The sequence below is a fragment of the Streptomyces actuosus genome, from assembly GCF_016921115.1.
GTDB lineage: Bacteria > Actinomycetota > Actinomycetes > Streptomycetales > Streptomycetaceae > Streptomyces > Streptomyces actuosus_A.
This window is the reverse complement of the sequence record NZ_JAFFZS010000016.1, coordinates 1-17,758: the sequence shown is the minus strand read 5'-3', so window position 1 is coordinate 17,758 and position 17,758 is coordinate 1. Positions and strand designations below refer to the sequence as shown.

Here is a 17,758-nt window from a genome sequence, read left to right as displayed (position 1 = left end):
GCAAACATCAAAACCCCCCGTTCTGTTCCGTATCCTGTGCCCGCTCATTCCCGGTCTGTTCGCCCGCAAGCTCCTGGAGGAGCAGTGCGAGTACGCTCCGTACACTCTCCATACGGATTTCCGCACGGTCGCCGTTCAACCGCAGCGGCTGCACTTTTCCGCCACCGGCGGAACCGGAATCCGGCGGGAAAGGCCCGTCCACGGCCACGAAGACCGTCCCGACGGGTTGCCCGTCCTGCGGCTCGGGGCCGGCCACGCCGGTCGTCGCGACGCCCCAGTCGGCGCCGAGTGCCGTGCGCACCCCGGCCGCCATCTCCGCCGCGACCTGCGCGTCCACCGCTCCGCGTGCGGCGAGCAGACCGGCGTCGACCCCGAGCAGCTCGTGCTTGAGCGCGGTGGCGTACGCGGTCACCGAGCCCCGGAACACCCTGGAGGCACCCGGAACCGCGGTGATCTCCGCGGCGACCAGTCCGCCGGTCAGCGACTCGGCGACGGCGACCGTCTCGCCTCTCACGCTCAGTAGTCGCACCACGTCGGCGGCGGGGGACGTCACTCTTCGGTCTCCTCCAACGTTTCCCCTCGCTCGGCCCTTCCCTGCCTGCGCAGCACAATGGCCTGTCTCACGTAGTCGAGCCCGGTCACCACGGTCAGGACGACGGCTGCGGCCATCACCCAGAACCTCAGGGTGGCCAACCACCCCGTCAGTGCCAGGACGTACATCCCCACGGCCACGCCCTGCGTGAGCGTCTTGAGCTTGCCGCCGCGGCTCGCCGGGATCACGCCGTACCGGATGACGAGGAAACGCATCAGCGTGATCCCGAGTTCCCGGCCGAGGATCACGATCGTCACCCACCACGGCAGGTCGCCGAGCGCCGACAGGCAGATCAGCGCCGCCCCCATGATCGCCTTGTCGGCGATGGGGTCGGCGATCTTCCCGAAGTCGGTGACGAGGTTGTACGTGCGGGCCAGGTGCCCGTCGAACAGGTCGGTGATCATGGCGATGGCGAACGCCGCCCAGGCGAGCGAGCGCCACGCGGGGTCGTATCCGCCGTCGGCCAGCATCAGCGCCACGAAGCCCGGCACGAGGACGAGCCGGAGCATGGTGAGCAGGTTGGCGATGTTCCACACGCTGGCCTGGTTCACGGCGGCGGCAGCGATCTTCCCGCCGCGCGCGGGCTTCGCGCCCTCCGCCGCAACCATGCGCCCCGTCGGTCCGGGCGTGCCCGCGGCGTCCGGAGTGTCCGCGGAAGCACCCGTCGCGCTGTGGGCCGTCGCACCGCCCGGGGCCCGCCCGGCTCCCTGCGCCTGGGAGGAACCGCCCGCCGCGGACGCCGGTACGCCGGTCATCTGCCTGCCTCCTCGCCGGTCCGGAACCCGACCTGCAGGGGCTCGGCGACCAGGTCGACGCCCTCGGTGCCGACCACCTTCGCCTCCACCACGCGGCCGACCCTCAGGCCCGCGCCGCTCGTGAGCAGCACCTGGCCGTCCGTCTCCGGCGCCTGATGGGCGGCACGGCCGTATACGCCCTCCTCGGTGTCCACGGACTCCACCAGCACGCGGACCGTCTCGCCCACGCGCTCCTCGGCGCGCTGCGAGACGAGTTCCTCGGCAAGGCGGGACACGCGCGCCAGCCGCTCGGCGACGACGTCCTCGTCGAGCTTGTCGTCGTAGGTCGCCGCTTCCGTGCCCTCCTCGTCGGAGTAGCCGAAGACACCGATCGCATCCAGCCGCGCACCGTTGAGGAAACGCTCCAGCTCGGCCAGGTCGGCCTCGCTCTCGCCGGGGAAGCCGACGATGAAGTTGGAACGGACGCCCGCCTCGGGGGCCTTGTTCCGGATGGTGTCGAGCAGTTCCAGGAAGCGGTCGGTGTCGCCGAAACGGCGCATCGCCCGCAGTACGTCGGGAGCGGAGTGCTGGAAGGACAGATCGAAGTAGGGCGCGACGTTCGGCGTCGACGTCAGCACATCGATCAGGCCGGGGCGCATCTCGGCGGGCTGGAGGTAGCTCACCCGCACCCGCTCGATGCCGTCGACCTCGGCCAGCTCGGGCAGCAGGGACTCCAGCAGGCGGATGTCGCCGAGGTCCTTGCCGTAGGAGGTGTTGTTCTCGGAGACCAGCATGATCTCCTTCACCCCCTGCTCGGCCAGCCATCGCGTCTCGTTCAGGACGTCGCTCGGGCGGCGCGAGATGAACGAGCCGCGGAAGGAGGGGATGGCGCAGAACGTGCAGCGCCGGTCGCAGCCGGAAGCGAGCTTCACCGAGGCGACGGGGGCCCCGTCCAGCCGGCGACGCAGGGGCGCACGCGGGCCGGAGGCCGGGGCGAGTCCCTGCGGGAGGTCGGCCGGGGCGTGCCCCGGCAGCGCGACCGCGGTCGCCGACTCCTGACGCTCGGCGGGGCTGATCGGGAGCAGCTTGCGCCGGTCGCGCGGGGTGTGGGAGGCGTGGACGCCGCCGGACAGAATGGTCTGCAGGCGGTCGGAGATGTTCGCGTAGTCGTCGAAGCCGAGCACGCCGTCGGCCTCGGGAAGGGCCTCCGCGAGCTCCTTGCCGTACCGCTCGGCCATGCAGCCCACGGCCACGACGGCCTGGGTTCTGCCGTGCCCCTTGAGGTCGTTCGCCTCCAGGAGTGCGTCGACGGAGTCCTTCTTGGCGGCGTCGACGAAGCCACAGGTGTTGACGACGGCGACCTCGGCGTCCCCGGCGTCCTCGACGAGCTGCCAGCCGTCCGCCTCCAAACGGCCTGCGAGCTCCTCCGAGTCCACCTCGTTACGGGCGCAGCCAAGGGTGACGAGTGCGACGGTACGGCGTTCAGGCATGGGCTCAAGAGTACTTTGTCCCACCGGCCCCGAACGTCGACGGGGTTGGCGATCTTGGCCAACCCCGTCCGTTCGTATGCCTCGGCTACCCGATCTGCGGGTCGCCCTTGGTGTAGGTCAGCCGTTCGACGGCGCCCGGCTGGAAGTCGTCCTCGATCTTCTTGCCGTTGACGTAGAGCTGGATCGCGCCGGCGTCGCCGAGCACGAGGTTGATCTTGGAGCTGTCCTGGAAGGTCTTGGACTGGCCCTGCTTGAGGAGCCCGTCGAAGAGCAGGCGGCCGTTGTGATCCTTGGCCGAGATCCAGCTGCGCCCGTCGGTGGCGCTGACCTGGACCGTGACCTTGTCCTGGGGCGCCGCGGCGATCGCGCTGTCGGAGGGCTCGGGCTTCTGGTCGGCGTTCTTCCGGCCGGAGGGCGTGGGCGAGGCGGAGGTGCTGGTCGTGGGCGTGGACCCGCCGGCGACCTGGTCCTTCGTACCGCCGTCGTCGCCGCCCTTGACGGCGGTGAACCCGACGAAGCCGACGACGGCGACGATCGCGGCGACCATGGCGGCCGTCCAGTTCGGACCCCGCCGCTCGGGGCGGATACGTTCCGCCTCGAACAGCGGCGCCGCCGGCGTGGGCGCCGGGCGCCCGCCGTGCTCGGCGTCGAACCGGGTGATGAGGGGTGCGGGATCGACGTGGACGGCCTTGGCCAGGGTCCGGATGTGACCGCGGGCGTAGACGTCTCCGCCGCAGGGGGCGAAGTTGTCCGCCTCGATCGCATGCACGATCGCGATACGGACCCGGGTGGCGTTGCTGACGTCGTCGACGGTCAGACCGGCGGCTATGCGTGCCTGCTGGAGTGCACGGCCGACGGAGAGGTGGGATTCCTCGCGATCGTCTTCGAACGGACGCTCGTCTTCAGGGGAGTTGCCGATGGACACGGGGGCGCCTTTCGAGCGTGTAGCCACCTGTGCTGGAGGTTCAGTTTAGGGGTGGTGCGAAAGGGTGGGGCAACCGGGCGGTGGACCTCTTTACGCCATCGGAATGGCCGGACACGCCGATGACGGGACAGGTACGGACCCCGTGGTGGGGCTCGTACCTGTTCTCTCGCTCAACTTGACGTGCGCCGAGGGGAAACGGTTGCCCAGGGTTCCCTAACGGGTGAGTCACGAAACGCTCCCCCCTCCCGGGTCTCGTGCCGCGCTCCGTCCTGCCCTGGTACCCCGAGTCGGCCTCCCGAACGCCTGTGGGCTGTCCCGTGATCCCCGGCGAGCGCACGACGACGGCCACGGCGCCTCGCCGGGGCGCCCGCACACGCCCCGTACGAGGACGCGACGCCCCTCCGCCGTGCGATGCAGCGCATCCGACACCGCGCGTGATCCACCAGGGACCACGGGACGGCCTTCACTCGTGGGACTCCCCCCGGATCAGCGCGAGCGCGCCGTCCAGTTCGTCGGGCTTCACCAGGACGTCGCGGGCCTTGGAGCCCTCGCTGGGGCCGACGATGTTCCGTGACTCCATCAGGTCCATCAGCCGTCCGGCCTTGGCGAAACCGACCCGCAGCTTGCGCTGGAGCATCGAGGTGGACCCGAACTGGGTGGAGACGACCAGTTCGGCGGCCTGGCACAGCAGGTCGAGGTCGTCGCCGATGTCCTCGTCGATCTCCTTCTTCTGCTTGGTCCCCACGACCACGTCGTCCCGGAAGACCGGCGCCATCTGGTCCTTGCAGTGCTGGACGACGACGGCGACCTCCTCCTCCGTCACGAACGCGCCCTGCATGCGGACCGGCTTGTTCGCCCCCATCGGCAGGAACAGGCCGTCGCCCTTGCCGATCAGTTTCTCGGCGCCGGGCTGGTCGAGGATGACCCGGGAGTCGGCGAGGGAGGAGGTGGCGAAGGCCAGCCGCGAGGGCACGTTCGCCTTGATCAGGCCGGTGACCACGTCGACCGAGGGCCGCTGGGTGGCGAGCACCAGGTGGATACCGGCGGCCCGCGCGAGCTGGGTGATGCGGACGATGGCGTCCTCCACGTCGCGCGGCGCGACCATCATCAGGTCCGCCAGCTCGTCGACGATCACCAGCAGGTACGGGTACGGCTGGAGCTCGCGCTCGCTGCCCTCGGGCGGCTTGACCTTGCCCTCGCGCACCGCGCGGTTGAAGTCGTCGATGTGCCGGTAGCCGTACGCGGCGAGGTCGTCGTAGCGCAGGTCCATCTCGCGCACGACCCACTGGAGCGCCTCGGCGGCCCGCTTGGGGTTGGTGATGATCGGGGTGATCAGGTGCGGGATGCCCTCATAGGCCGTCAGCTCGACCCGCTTGGGGTCGACGAGGATCATCCGGACGTCCTCCGGGGTCGCCCGCATCATGATCGACGTGATCAGGCAGTTGATGCAGGACGACTTGCCGGACCCGGTCGCGCCGGCGACCAGCATGTGCGGCATCTTCGCCAGCGAGTGCATGACGTAGCCTCCCTCGACGTCCTTGCCGAAGGCGACGAGCATCGGCTCGTCGTCCTCGGCCGACTCCGCGAGGCGGAGCACGTCGCCGAGGTTGACCATCTCCCGGTCGGTGTTCGGGATCTCGATGCCGACCGCCGACTTTCCGGGGATCGGGCTGATGATCCGCACGTCGGGGCTGGCGACGGCGTAGGCGATGTTCTTCGTCAGCGCCGTGATGCGCTCGACCTTGACGGCCGGGCCCAGTTGCACCTCGTAGCGGGTGACCGTGGGACCCCGGGTGAAGCCGGTGACGTCGGCGTCCACCTTGAACTCGGTGAAGACGTTGCGCAGGGCGTCGACGATCGCGTCGTTGGCGGCGCTGCGGGCCTTGCCGGGGCCGCCGCGGGTGAGGAGGTCCAGGGCGGGCAGCGAATAGGTGATGTCGCCGGAGAGCTGGAGCTGCTCGGCGCGCGGCGGCAGGTCGCGCATCTCCTGGGGGGACGACTTGGTGAGGTCGGGGACCGACTGGACCTTCGGGTCCTCCTGCTTCGGCCGCGCGGCCGGCACCGGCGTCGGCGTGGTCTGCTCCCGGTCACCGGCACGCACCCCGTGGGTGAGGTCGGCGACGATCGGCGAGGGCGGCATGCCGTGCAGCACGGCGCCGTCGAGGTCGGCCGCGGCGGCTGCGGCGATGTCCACGGCGTCGGGCTCCCGGTCCGTCGCGGGCTGCGGGACGGCCGGGCGGCGGGAGCGGCCGCGGCGCCGGGCGAGGGCCTCCTGCTCGGCGGTCTCGGGGTCGTACTCCGCGGGCGCGGCCGAACGCCTGCGGGGCCGATCGGGCAGGGCCTCGCGCCACTGGTTGTCGTAGCGCTCCTCGTCGTCGCCGAACGCGTCGGTCTCCGGGTCGTGCACGATGCCGAGCCGCACGCCCAGCGCCCGGAGACGCTGCGGGACGGCGTTGACGGGCGTGGCCGTGACGACGAGCAGACCGAAGACCGTCAGCAGCACCAGCAGCGGGACGGCGAGGACCTCGGTCGTGGCGAAGGTCAGCGGGGTCGCCGCGGCCCAGCCGATGAGTCCGCCGGCATCCCGTATGGCCTGCATGCCGTCGCTCCGGGCCGGCGAGCCGCAGGCGATGTGGACCTGCCCGAGCACTCCGATGAGCAGGGCGGACAGACCGATCACGATCCGGCCGTTGGCCTCGGGTTTCTCGGGGTGCCGGATGAAGCGCGCGGCGATGGCCGCGAGGACGATCGGGACGAGCAGGTCCAGCCGGCCGAAGGCACCGGTCACCAGGATCTCGACCAGCCCGCCGACGGGGCCCCTCAGATCGGCCCAGGTGCCGGCCGCGACGACGAGGGCGAGACCGAGGAGCAGCAGGGCGACGCCGTCCTTGCGGTGCGCCGGGTCGAGGTTCTTCGCGCCCCGCCCTATCCCGCGGAACATCGCACCGACGGCGTGGGCCAGGCCCAGCCACACCGCCCGCACCAGCCGGTAGACGCCCCCCGTGGGACTGGGCGCAGGCTTGGGCGCCGGCTTCTTCGCCGCGGCCTTCTTGGCGGGCGCCTTCTTCGCGGGGGCCTTTTTCGCAGCGGCCTTCTTCGCCGGAGCCTTCGCGGGAGCGGCCGGCTTCTTCGCGGGCTGCTTCTTGGCTGCGGAGGGACGTGAGGCCATGGGTGTGAGGTTACCGGTGGAGACGACAGCGGACACGCGTGCCCACGGCTTCACCCGTTCGTGTCGCCCTTGGGGGCAGGCGGACCTGACGCGCGCTCACCCGCAACGGACGGGGCGGCACGGGTCAGTTCTGCGAGGGCACCGAGGCGCTGCCGTTCCCCGATCCCGGCTCCAGGGCGTCCAGCGCACGGCGCAGGCCGGTGAGTTTCCGCTCCAGGTGGGCGGCGGTGGCCACCGCCGCTGCATCCGCGGACTCGTCGTCGAGCTGCTTCGACAGCGCCTCGGCCTGCTCCTCGACGGCCGCGAGCCGGGCGGACAGCTCGGCCAGCAGCCCGGCAGGCTCCTTGGTCGCGACGCTGCCGCTCTTGCCGCCGCCCTCCAGCTGGAGCCGCAGCAGCGCGGCCTGCTCCCGCAGCTGGCAGTTCTTCATGTACAGCTCGACGAAGACCGAGACCTTGGCGCGCAGCACCCACGGGTCGAACGGCTTGGAGATGTAGTCCACCGCGCCGGCCGCGTATCCGCGGAAGGTGTGGTGAGGGCCATGGTTGATCGCGGTGAGGAAGATGATCGGGATGTCCCGGGTCCGTTCCCGCCGCTTGATGTGCGCGGCCGTCTCGAATCCGTCCATCCCCGGCATCTGGACGTCCAGCAGAATGACCGCGAAATCGTCCGTGAGCAGTGCTTTGAGTGCTTCCTCCCCGGACGATGCCCGCACCAGCGTCTGATCGAGCGCAGAGAGGATCGCCTCCAGCGCCAGCAGATTCTCCGGCCGGTCATCGACCAGGAGGATCTTGGCCTTCTGCACCATGGCCCGCCCTCCTCGCCCCGGCATGGGGCCTCCCCTGTCCACAGGACCGGGGGTGGCACCGGCGGGTGCCGCCCCCGGGGACGACTCCCTTGCGCCGCCCGTCCTCGTGCCGGTCATCGTAGCCGCACCCCGCCTGTCGCCACACCCTGTCACCGCGATGTCACTGTGCACGTAGCAAAAACGCAGCAGGAGACCAGAAGGTTCCCCGATTCCCGCACTTCTACACGGCTACGAGCACCCTGTGTCAGCGACTCCGCGTGAACATCCTCCGTTCACTCCCCCCTCATCCACTGCTCCATCACCGACAGCAGGTGATCGGGGTCCACCGGCTTGGTCACGTAGTCGGAGGCGCCCGACTCGATCGCCTTCTCCCGGTCGCCCTTCATCGCCTTCGCGGTCAGCGCGATGATCGGCAGACCGGAGAACTGCGGCATTCTGCGGATCGCGGTCGTCGTCGCGTACCCGTCCATCTCGGGCATCATGATGTCCATCAGGACGACCGCCACGTCGTCGTGCTGCTCCAGCACCTCGATGCCCTCGCGGCCGTTCTCCGCGTAGAGCACGGACAGCCCGTGCTGCTCCAGGACGCTGGTGAGCGCGAACACGTTGCGGATGTCGTCGTCGACGATCAGCACCTTCTGCCCGCCGAAGCGGATCCCGCGGTACAGCTCCGGTGCCGTCTCCTGCTCCGGCCCCGGCCAGCGCTCCCCCTGGGCGGGTCCGGCCTCCAGGGCGCCCATGGCCCGGCGGCGCCGCCGGAACAGGGCGGCCGGCCCGTTCTGCGTCTCCCGGTACGACTTCACCTCGGCCGGTGTCTCGATCTCGACCCCGGCCAGCTCCGACAGGTGCTCCTGGGACGCCACCAGGTCGCCCGCCTCCAACACGGGCACGGGCTGCTGGTAGCCGTGCGGGGGCAGTTCGTTGGGATGCAGCGGCAGGTAGAGCGTGAAGGTCGAGCCGCGGCCCGGCTCGCTCTGCGCATGGATCTCGCCGCCCAGCAACTGCGCGATCTCCCGCGAGATCGACAGGCCCAGGCCGGTGCCGCCGTACTTGCGGCTGGTGGTGCCGTCGGCCTGCTTGAACGCCTCGAAGATGACCCGCATCTTGCTCGCCGCGATACCGATCCCGGTGTCGGTCACCGAGAAGGCGATCAGCGGCTCCGCCGGGTCCCCGAGCGAGCCCGCCTCCAGCAACTGCTCCCGGATCGACGGCGGCACGTCAGCACCGGCCGGGCGGATCACCAGCTCCACCGAACCGGAGTCGGTGAACTTCACCGCGTTGGACAGCAGGTTGCGCAGCACCTGCAGCAGCCGCTGCTCGTCGGTGTGGAGCGTGGCGGGCAGCTCCGGGGAGATGCGGACCGCCAGGTCCAGCCCCTTCTCCGCGGTCAGCGGCCGGAAGGTGGCCTCCACGTAGTCCACGAGCTGGACCAGCGCGATACGCGTCGGGGAGACGTCCATCTTGCCCGCCTCGACCTTCGACAGGTCGAGGATGTCGTTGATCAGCTGCAGCAGGTCCGAGCCGGCTCCGTGGATGGTCTCGGCGAACTCGACCTGCTTCGGGGACAGGTTGCCCTCCGCGTTGTCGGCGAGCAACTTGGCCAGGATCAGCAGCGAGTTCAGCGGAGTGCGCAGCTCGTGCGACATGTTGGCGAGGAACTCGCTCTTGTAGCGCATGGACACCGCGAGCTGCTCGGCACGCTCCTCCAGAACCTGCCGCGCCTCCTCGATCTCGGTGTTCTTCACCTCGATGTCCCGGTTCTGCTGGGCCAGCAGCTCGGCCTTCTCCTCCAGTTCGGCGTTGGAGGCCTGCAGTGCCTTCTGCCGCTGCTCCAACTCCTCCGACCGCTCGCGCAGCTGCTCGGTCAGCTCCTGCGACTGCTTCAGCAACTGCTCGGTCTTGGTGTTGACGGAGATGGTGTTGACGCTGGTCGCGATCATCTCCGCGAGCTGGTTGAGGAAGTCCTTCTGGATCTGCGTGAACGGGGTGAAGGAGGCCAGCTCGATCACCCCGAGCACCTTGCCCTCGAACAGCACCGGCAGCACGATCACCTGCGCGGGCGGCGCCTCGCCCAGCCCGGAGGAGATCTTCAGGTAGCCGCTGGGCGCGTTCTCGACCAGGATCGTGCGCTTCTCCTGGGCGGCCGTGCCGACGAGCGCCTCGCCGGGCCGGAACGACGTCGGCATCGAGCCCATCGAGTAGCCGTAGGAGCCCAGCATCCGCAGCTCGTAGAGGTCGTCCTGGTCCTCGGCCACCTCAGACCCGTCGACGCGCGGCACGGCCACGAAGAACGCGCCGTGCTGGGCGGAGACCACCGGCGTCAGTTCACTCATGATCAGCGAGGCCACGTCCTGGAGGTCCCGGCGACCCTGCATGAGACCCGAGATGCGGGCCAGGTTGCCCTTCAGCCAGTCCTGCTCCTGGTTGGCGACCGTGGTGTCGCGCAGGTTGGCGATCATCTTGTTGATGTAGTCCTGAAGCTCCTGGATCTCGCCGGAGGCGTCGACGTCGATCTTCAGGTTCAGGTCGCCGCGGGTCACCGCGGTCGCCACGCGCGCGATGGCACGCACCTGACGCGTCAGGTTCCCCGCCATCTCGTTCACCGACTCGGTGAGGTCGCGCCACGTTCCGTCGACGTCACGCACGCGTGCCTGGCCGCCGAGCTGGCCCTCCGTGCCCACCTCGCGGGCGACGCGCGTGACCTCCTCGGCGAACGACGACAGCTGGTCGACCATCGTGTTGATCGTCGTCTTCAGTTCCAGGATCTCGCCCCGGGCATCGATGTCGATCTTCTTCGTCAGGTCGCCCTTGGCGATGGCCGTGGTGACCATGGCGATGTTGCGCACCTGACCGGTCAGGTTGGACGCCATCTGGTTCACCGACTCGGTGAGGTCCTTCCACGTGCCTGCCACGCCCGGGACCTGGGCCTGACCGCCGAGAATGCCGTCCGTGCCCACCTCGCGGGCCACCTTGGTGACCTGCTCGGCGAACGAGCTCAGCGTCTTGACCATCGTGTTGATGGTGTCGGCGAGCTGCGCGACCTCGCCGCGCGCCTCGATGGTGACCTGGCGGGTCAGGTCACCGTTGGCGACCGCGGCCGACACCTGGGAGATGTTGCGCACCTGCGTGGTCAGGTTCTTGGCCATCAGGTTGACGTTGTCGCTGAGGTCCTTCCAGATGCCGGTGACGCCCGGCACGTGCGCCTGGCCACCCAGGATGCCCTCGGTGCCCACCTCACGGGCCACACGCGTGACCTGCTCGGCGAACGACGAGAGCTGGTCCACCATCGTGTTCACCGTGGTGACGAGTTCGAGGATCTCGCCCTTGGCGTCGACGGTGATCTTCTTCGACAGGTCGCCCTTGGCGACCGCGGTGGTGACCTCGGCGATGGAGCGCACCTGGAGGGTCAGGTTGTTGGCCATGCCGTTCACGGACTGCGTGAGGTCCTTCCAGGTGCCGGAGACCCCCTGCACCTCGGCCTGACCGCCCAGGATGCCCTCGGTGCCCACCTCACGGGCCACGCGCGTGACCTCCTGGGCGAACGACGACAGCTGGTCCACCATCGTGTTCAGCGTGTTCTTCAGCTCCAGGATCTCCCCGCGCGCGTCCACGGTGATCTTCTGGGACAGGTCGCCGCGTGCCACCGCGGTGGCGACCTGCGCGATGTTGCGGACCTGCGCGGTGAGGTTTCCCGCCATCCCGTTCACGGAGTCGGTCAGGTCACGCCACACGCCCGCCACGCCGGGCACCTGGGCCTGGCCGCCGAGGCGTCCGTCGGTGCCCACCTCGCGGGCCACACGGGTCACCTGGTCGGCGAAGGCGGAGAGCTGGTCGACCATCGTGTTGATGGTGTTCTTCAGTTCGAGGATCTCGCCGCGCGCGTCGACGTCGATCTTCTGCGAGAGGTCGCCGCGGGCCACCGCGGTCGTCACCTGGGCGATCTGCCGCACCTGGGAGGTGAGGTTGCCGGCCATGAAGTTGACGGAGTCGGTGAGCTCCTTCCAGGTGCCCGACACCCCGTCCACACGGGCCTGGCCGCCCAGCCGGCCCTCCGTCCCCACGTCCCGGGCCATCCGCGTGACCTGGTCGGCGAAGGACGACAGCTGGTCCACCATCGTGTTCACGGTGTTCTTCAGCTGGAGCATCTCGCCGGAGACGTCCACGGTGACCTTCTGCGACAGGTCGCCGTTGGCCACCGCCGTCGTCACCTGCGCGATGTTCCTCACCTGGCCGGTCAGGTTGCGGAACGCCGTGTTGACGGAGTCCGTCAGGTCCTTCCACGTCCCCGCCGCGCCGGACACCTGGGCCTGGCCGCCCAGCTCGCCCTCGACCCCGACCTCCCGCGCCACGCGCGTGACCTCGGCACCGAACGCCGACAGCTGGTCCACCATCCCGTTGACGGTGTTCTTCAGCTCCAGCATCTCGCCCGCGACGTCCACGGTGACCTTCTGCGACAGGTCGCCGTTGGCCACCGCCGTCGTCACCGCGGCGATGTCCCGCACCTGGGTCGTCAGGTTCCGGAAGACCGTGTTGACGGAGTCCGTCAGGTCCTTCCACGTCCCCGCCGCGCCCGGCACGTTCGCCTGCCCGCCGAGCCGGCCCTCGGCACCGACCTCGTTGGCCACGCGGGTGACCTCGTCGGCGAAGATCCGCAGCGTCTCGGTCATCTGGTTGATCGTGTCGGCGAGCTGCGCGACCTCGCCGCGCGCCGGGACGGTCACCTTGCGCGACAGGTCACCGTTGGCGACCGCCGTCGTCACCTCGGAGATCCCCCGCACCTGGGCCGTCAGGTTCCCCGCCATGGTGTTGACGGAGTCGGTCAGCTCCTTCCAGACCCCGTCCACCCCCGGCACCTGCGCCTGGCCGCCCAGGATGCCCTCGGTGCCCACCTCGCGGGCGACACGGGTCACCTCCGAGGAGAACGCCGAGAGCTGGTCGACCATCGTGTTGACGGTGTTCTTCAGCTCCAGCATCTCGCCGGCGACATGCACGGTCACCTTGCGTGACAGATCGCCCTTGGCGACCGCCGTGGTCACCAGCGCGATGTCGCGCACCTGGGCGGTGAGCCGGGACGCCATCGTGTTGACGGAGTCCGTCAGGTCCTTCCACGAGCCCGACAGGCCACGCACGCGTGCCTGCCCGCCCAGCTTGCCCTCGGTACCCACCTCGCTGGCCACGCGGGTGACCTCGTCGGTGAAGGTCGACAGCTGGTCGACGAGGTTGTTGACCGTCCGGGCGACCTTGAGGAACTCGCCGCGCAGCGGGTGCCCCGACCCCTCCGGGGCGAGCGTCCGCAGCTCCATGCGCGGCGACAGCTCGCCCTCCGCGACGGCCGACAGGACCCGGCTGACCTCGGAGACCGGCCGCACGAGGTCGTCGACCAGGGCGTTGGAATGGTCGATGGCCGCCGCCCAGGAGCCCTCGCAGGCCCCCGTCTCCAGCCGTTCCGTGAGTTTTCCCTCACGCCCCACCATGCGCCGTACCCGTGACAGCTCGCCCGTCAGGTGCAGATTGCGGTCGGCCACCTCGTTGAAGACCGCCGCGATCTCCGACATCACGCCGTCGCCGGACACCGTCAGCCGCTTGCGGAAGTTTCCGTCCCGCATGGCCGCGAGCGCAGCCAGCAGCCGGTTCAGCGCGGCCGTGTCCACCGTCGTGGTCCCATTGCGTGGATTGCGCTGGTTGCTTGGGGAGTGTCCGCCTTTCGCGCGCGTCTTCGTATCCCGCGCCGCTGCGCCAGACTCCACTGTGTCCCTCCCGCAAGGGTCGACCGTCACTGCTGTGCTCGTGGTGCCGTACCGGGTACCGCTCGCCCGGCGTATCAGACATCGTCGTCCATGTCCGCCCGACGCCACCGGGTCACACGAAAGGGTTGCCGCCCTCCGTGCGCGGATGACACTCGGCCTGCCCGGACCTTCACCAGAAGCCTGCCCAGTGTTTCACCCTTGCCGAACCAGGCCATAACAGTTCGGCAGCTTCGCACATCGTCCGCACGCCCTCCGGGCGGAAACACTGGTGACCGGCATCCGCATGGACGGGGAAGGTAAGTAACCTTGCATGCGGCTGTCCAGCCGCACCGGTCCGTCCGGCATGGGCGGAGGCACGAGTACGAGCGGGCATCGGAGGGGCGGCCGCACACATGACCACCGGACTGATCCCCGGGGGACAGCCCCCGGACCCCCGGCCGACGGGCGCCCGCCCGCCGCACCAGCGGCGCGGGCCCGGCGACCGGGCAGCCCAGCACGTCGACGACCGGCCGAGGAGTTCTGTGATCACCGCGCGCGCGGCTGCCAGCTTCGAGCCCGTGGGGCGCTCGGTCGCCACCGCCCGCTCCTTCGTCCGCGACACCCTGCAGGGCTGGGGCTTCGCCGACATCGTCGACGACGCCGTGGTGCTGACCAGTGAGCTGGTCACCAACGCCGTGGTGCACGCCGGCACCCAGGCCGACCTGCTGTGCCTGCGCTCCGACGACGGCGTCCGCATCGAGGTCTCGGACCGCTACCCGGAGCGCGAGGTCCCCCTCCAGGGCGCCGCCGTGAACATGGGCAGCCCGGACCGCGAGGGCGGACGCGGCCTCCAGCTGTGCGCGGCACTGGCCGGTCGCTGGGGTGTGGAGTACACGCCGACCCACAAGAACGTGTGGTTCCAACTGGCTCTCCCCGAACGCCCGGTGGGCACGCGCGCCGCCGGCCCGGCCCTGCCCGCGGAACTGCTGCCGCTGGCCGACGGCAGGGTCCGCGTCGCCGTCGTCCAGATCGACCGCACCGCCGCCATCAGCGCCTGGAACGAGGACGCGGAGGAGCTCTTCGGCTACGCCGCCGACCAGGTCACCGGCAAGCCGCTCACCGATCTCGCCGCCTGGCCGCACACGCCGGGCACCGGCACCGGCATCGCGGAGGCACTCCGGCTCTCCCGCTGGGAGGGCAGTTACGGCATCCGCGACGCGAACGGCCGCGTGACTCCCGTGTACGCCTCCCACCTGCGCGTCCGCGACACCGGCGGCGAACCGTCCACGGTCTGCCTCCTGGTGCGCGAGCACGAACGCGCCGTGCTCCAGACACCCCTGCGCGCGCCCGCCGGCGACGCGGCCGGTTCGGGCGACGGCCAGAACTCCGACCCGTTCGAGACGTTCATCGGCTCGCCGGCCCCCGACGACCTCGACGGGCTCCTCCAGCGCACCGTCGAACGCGCCCGCGACATGCTCGACGGCGACTCCGCCTTCCTGCTCCTCGCCACCGACGACGAGACGGAGCTGGAGGTCCGTGCCTCCACCGGTCTGCCCTCCGCACGCCAGCGCTTCGCGCGCGTGCCCGTCGAGGCGGGCCCCGGCCGCTACGGCTCGGCCCGCATGCCAGCCGTCCACGAGGACCTGTCCGCCGTCCCCGGTGCCGTGCCGCTGCTCAACACCACCGGCATGCGCTCGGTGGTCACCGTTCCGCTCAAGGTCGAGGGACGCCTCACCGGCTCCCTCGGCGTCGCCGCCGAGGCACCGGGCCGGTACTCCAACGAGGAGGCGCTGCGCCTGCAGTTCGCCGCAGACCGCATCGCGCTCGCCGTGGAGTCGGCCCGCCTCGGCGAGCTGGAGCGACTGCGCCGCGGATCGCTGAGCTTCCTCGTCGAGGCCTCCGACCTGCTGGCCGGAACCCTCGACCGGGATCAGACCCTCGCTCTCATGGCCCAGATGACGGTCCCCACGCTGGCGACGTGGTGCGCCGTCTACACGATCGCCGACCAGGCCTCCGATCCCTATCTCTCGTACGTCCTGCACGAGGACGAGGAACTCATCGACGGCATCAAGTCGTTGCTGTCGAAGATCCCCCCGCCGGACCCGGTGCCCACTCCCGGTGCCCGTGTGTGGGGTCTTCCCGGCGAAACGGCCCACCAGTCCGCGCTGCGCAGCTCGATGCGGAGCCTGGGCCTCAGCGGCGGACCGACCCATCAGGTCGCCTCCGCCATGGGTCCGACCCTCGCCGTGGCCTCGGCGGTGGGCGGGGAGACGGTGGTGCTGCCCCTGGTCGCCCGCAACCGCGTCATCGGCATGCTCACGCTGGGCAAGCCGACGGAGGAGCACTTCCGCCAGGAGATCCTGGAGCTGGCCGAGGACCTCAGCCGACGGGCCGCCCTGGCCCTGGACAACGCCCGGCTGTACTCGGAGCGCACGGCCATCAGCCAGTCCCTCCAGCGCAGTCTCCTCCCGCCCGAACTGCCCGAGATCGACGGCGTCGAGGTCGAGGTCATCTACCGCGCCGCGGGCGAGGGCAACGAGGTCGGCGGTGACTTCTACGACCTCTTCCCCATCAGCGACGGGGCATACGGCTTCGCCATCGGCGACGTCTGCGGTACGGGCCCGAACGCGGCGGCGGTGACGGGCCTGGCCCGGCATGCCCTGCGTCTGCTCGCCCGCGAGGGTCTGAGCGGTCCGGCCGTCCTGGAGCGGCTGAACTCGGCCATTCTCGACGAGGGCGCCCGCAGCCGCTTCCTGACGCTCCTGTACGGGGAGATGCGCCCGCAGGAGGACGGCGGTGCGGAGCTGAAGGTGGTCTGCGCCGGTCATCCGCTGCCGCTCCGTCTGCGTCAGGACGGCACGGTCGAGGCCGCGGCCGAGCCGCAGCCGCTGCTCGGTGTCATGGAGGACCTGGAGTTGTACGAGCAGACGGTCACCCTGGATCCGGGGGATGTCCTGCTGTGCGTGACGGACGGTGTCACGGAGCGCCGGGAGGGCACCCGCATGCTCGGCGACGACGGTCTGGCCGACGTCCTGACCACCTGCACGGGCCTGACGGCGGGTGCCGTGGCGGCGCGCATCATGCGCGCGGTCGAGCGCTTCGCCTCCGACGCGCCGTCCGACGACATGGCGATCCTGGCCATGCGGGTGCCCGAGCTGCACAAGGACTGAGACGGCGAAGGCCGGAACACGAAAGGCCCCCCGCCCGTTGGGCGAGGGGCCTTTCTGATGGAGCCCCCAAACGGAATCGAACCGTTGACCTTCTCCTTACCATGGAGACGCTCTGCCGACTGAGCTATAGGGGCTTGTCGCTTTTCGAGGCTTCCCTCGCGGCAACGAATTAGATCGTACCCCGACCGGAGCCGAGTTCCCAAATGCGTTCCGGCGCCCGTTCGGGGCTTGTTGGGGGAGGCTCAGACGGCCGGCCGGAGCAGTCCGCCCAGGGAGTTGCAGGCGGCCACGATCCGCTGCATGTCCCGCTTCGTCAGTGCCGAATCCACGGGCAGTGCGAGGGTCTCGTCCGCGGCGCGCTCCGTCTCGGGCAGGGACACGCAGCGGCGGAACTCCGGCAGGCGATGCACGGGCGTCTTGACGGGCACCCTGCAGTCGACTCCCCTGGCCCGTACGGCCAGTGCGAAGGCGTCCCGGTCCGGCCTGCCGTTTCCGGGCACGCGTACGACGTACTGCTGGTAGGTGTGGCCGTCGCCCCCGTCCGGTGTCCGCACGCCCCGCAGTCTGCCGTCGAGGTAGGCCGCCCGCTGCCGCCGCTGCGCGACCTCGGTGTACGGCGCCTCGGAGTCGGCCTGTTCCAGGACCAGCAGCCCGTGCCGCCGTCCCACGCCACGCAGCCGCCCGGTGTCCGCCGGCCGCCCGAAGCGATGGACGGCAACGACGGCCGCGGTGCGCGGAGTTACGGCCGCCTCGACCGCGAACGGATCGAGGCAGTACGTCACCGGGTCTATGTCGGCGAACACCGGTAGCGCTCCGACCAGGGTCACCGCTTCGGCGACGTCCTGGTTGCCGAAGGCCGGCACCACGACCTCGTCACCGATGCCGACTCCGGCGGCCCTGAGTATTGCAGCAGCACCCATGGCGCTGATGCTGCGTGCGCAACGTGAACGTCAAGTGACGGAAAAAAGAAAAGGGTTGGGCCCGGAACCGAAGTTCCGGGCCCAACCCTTTGAATGATTGTTCGGCGGCGTCCTACTCTCCCACAGGGTCCCCCCTGCAGTACCATCGGCGCTGTAAGGCTTAGCTTCCGGGTTCGGAATGTAACCGGGCGTTTCCCTCACGCTATGACCACCGAAACACTATG

The 17,758-nt window shown here is 70.2% G+C and carries 9 protein-coding genes, 1 tRNA gene and 1 rRNA gene; 1 reads left to right on the top strand and 10 read right to left on the bottom strand.

What is annotated here, in order from left to right; all coding sequences use genetic code 11:
* Positions 1-7: 7 nt before the first annotated feature.
* The 7 genes from JS756_RS20370 to JS756_RS20340 form a co-directional block, all read right to left on the bottom strand.
* Entirely contained in the window at positions 8-553 is a 546-nt protein-coding gene (locus JS756_RS20370) for a CinA family protein (protein WP_205384568.1), read from the bottom strand.
* On the bottom strand, positions 550-1,347 hold the full coding sequence (gene pgsA, locus JS756_RS20365) for a CDP-diacylglycerol--glycerol-3-phosphate 3-phosphatidyltransferase (protein WP_205384567.1): 798 nt from the start codon (positions 1,345-1,347) through the stop codon (positions 550-552). The genes JS756_RS20370 and pgsA overlap by 4 nt, the downstream gene beginning before the upstream one ends.
* On the bottom strand, positions 1,344-2,816 hold the full coding sequence (rimO, locus tag JS756_RS20360) for a 30S ribosomal protein S12 methylthiotransferase RimO (protein WP_205384566.1): 1,473 nt from the start codon (positions 2,814-2,816) through the stop codon (positions 1,344-1,346). Before rimO ends, pgsA begins: the two co-directional genes overlap by 4 nt.
* A gap of 85 nt (positions 2,817-2,901) precedes the next feature.
* Positions 2,902-3,741 carry a helix-turn-helix domain-containing protein gene (locus JS756_RS20355; RefSeq protein WP_205384565.1) on the bottom strand — a complete coding sequence of 280 codons (840 nt, stop codon included), beginning with the start codon at positions 3,739-3,741 and terminating at the stop codon, positions 2,902-2,904.
* A 463-nt stretch (positions 3,742-4,204) separates the two neighbouring features.
* On the bottom strand, positions 4,205-6,910 hold the full coding sequence (locus tag JS756_RS20350; protein WP_205384564.1) for a DNA translocase FtsK: 2,706 nt from the start codon (positions 6,908-6,910) through the stop codon (positions 4,205-4,207).
* Positions 6,911-7,034: 124 nt separating this feature from the next.
* The gene (locus tag JS756_RS20345; protein WP_205384563.1) at positions 7,035-7,718 is read right to left on the bottom strand and encodes a response regulator; all 684 of its coding nucleotides are present in this window, start codon (positions 7,716-7,718) and stop codon (positions 7,035-7,037) included.
* Positions 7,719-7,990: 272 nt separating this feature from the next.
* Positions 7,991-13,465 carry a HAMP domain-containing protein gene (locus tag JS756_RS20340; RefSeq protein WP_205384562.1) on the bottom strand — a complete coding sequence of 1,825 codons (5,475 nt, stop codon included), beginning with the start codon at positions 13,463-13,465 and terminating at the stop codon, positions 7,991-7,993.
* 392 nt (positions 13,466-13,857) lie between these two features.
* Here JS756_RS20340 and JS756_RS20335 point away from each other — a divergent pair, with 392 nt between their 5' ends.
* Positions 13,858-16,614: a SpoIIE family protein phosphatase gene (locus JS756_RS20335; protein ID WP_205384561.1), complete on the top strand. Its 2,757-nt coding sequence runs from the start codon at positions 13,858-13,860 to the stop codon at positions 16,612-16,614.
* A 58-nt stretch (positions 16,615-16,672) separates the two neighbouring features.
* On the opposite strand, the gene JS756_RS20330 is transcribed toward JS756_RS20335, so the two are convergent.
* From JS756_RS20330 to rrf, 3 genes are all read right to left on the bottom strand, one after another.
* A tRNA-Thr gene (locus tag JS756_RS20330) sits at positions 16,673-16,748 on the bottom strand.
* A 108-nt stretch (positions 16,749-16,856) separates the two neighbouring features.
* Complete coding sequence (locus JS756_RS20325) at positions 16,857-17,519, bottom strand: DegT/DnrJ/EryC1/StrS family aminotransferase (RefSeq protein ID WP_205384688.1); 663 nt, start codon at positions 17,517-17,519, stop codon at positions 16,857-16,859.
* Between the two features lie 114 nt (positions 17,520-17,633).
* Positions 17,634-17,750 (bottom strand): 5S ribosomal RNA (gene rrf / locus JS756_RS20320).
* Between the last annotated feature and the right edge of the window lie 8 nt (positions 17,751-17,758).

Bases quoted from the DNA above. Each gene is read 5' to 3' on its own strand.
- pgsA (WP_205384567.1), bottom strand. From the start codon at position 1,347: ATGACCGGCGTACCGGCGTCCGCGGCGGGCGGTTCCTCCCAGGCGCAG.
- rimO (WP_205384566.1), bottom strand. From the start codon at position 2,816: ATGCCTGAACGCCGTACCGTCGCACTCGTCACCCTTGGCTGCGCCCGT.
- JS756_RS20350 (WP_205384564.1), bottom strand. From the start codon at position 6,910: ATGGCCTCACGTCCCTCCGCAGCCAAGAAGCAGCCCGCGAAGAAGCCG.
- JS756_RS20345 (WP_205384563.1), bottom strand. From the start codon at position 7,718: ATGGTGCAGAAGGCCAAGATCCTCCTGGTCGATGACCGGCCGGAGAAT.
- JS756_RS20335 (WP_205384561.1), top strand. From the start codon at position 13,858: ATGACCACCGGACTGATCCCCGGGGGACAGCCCCCGGACCCCCGGCCG.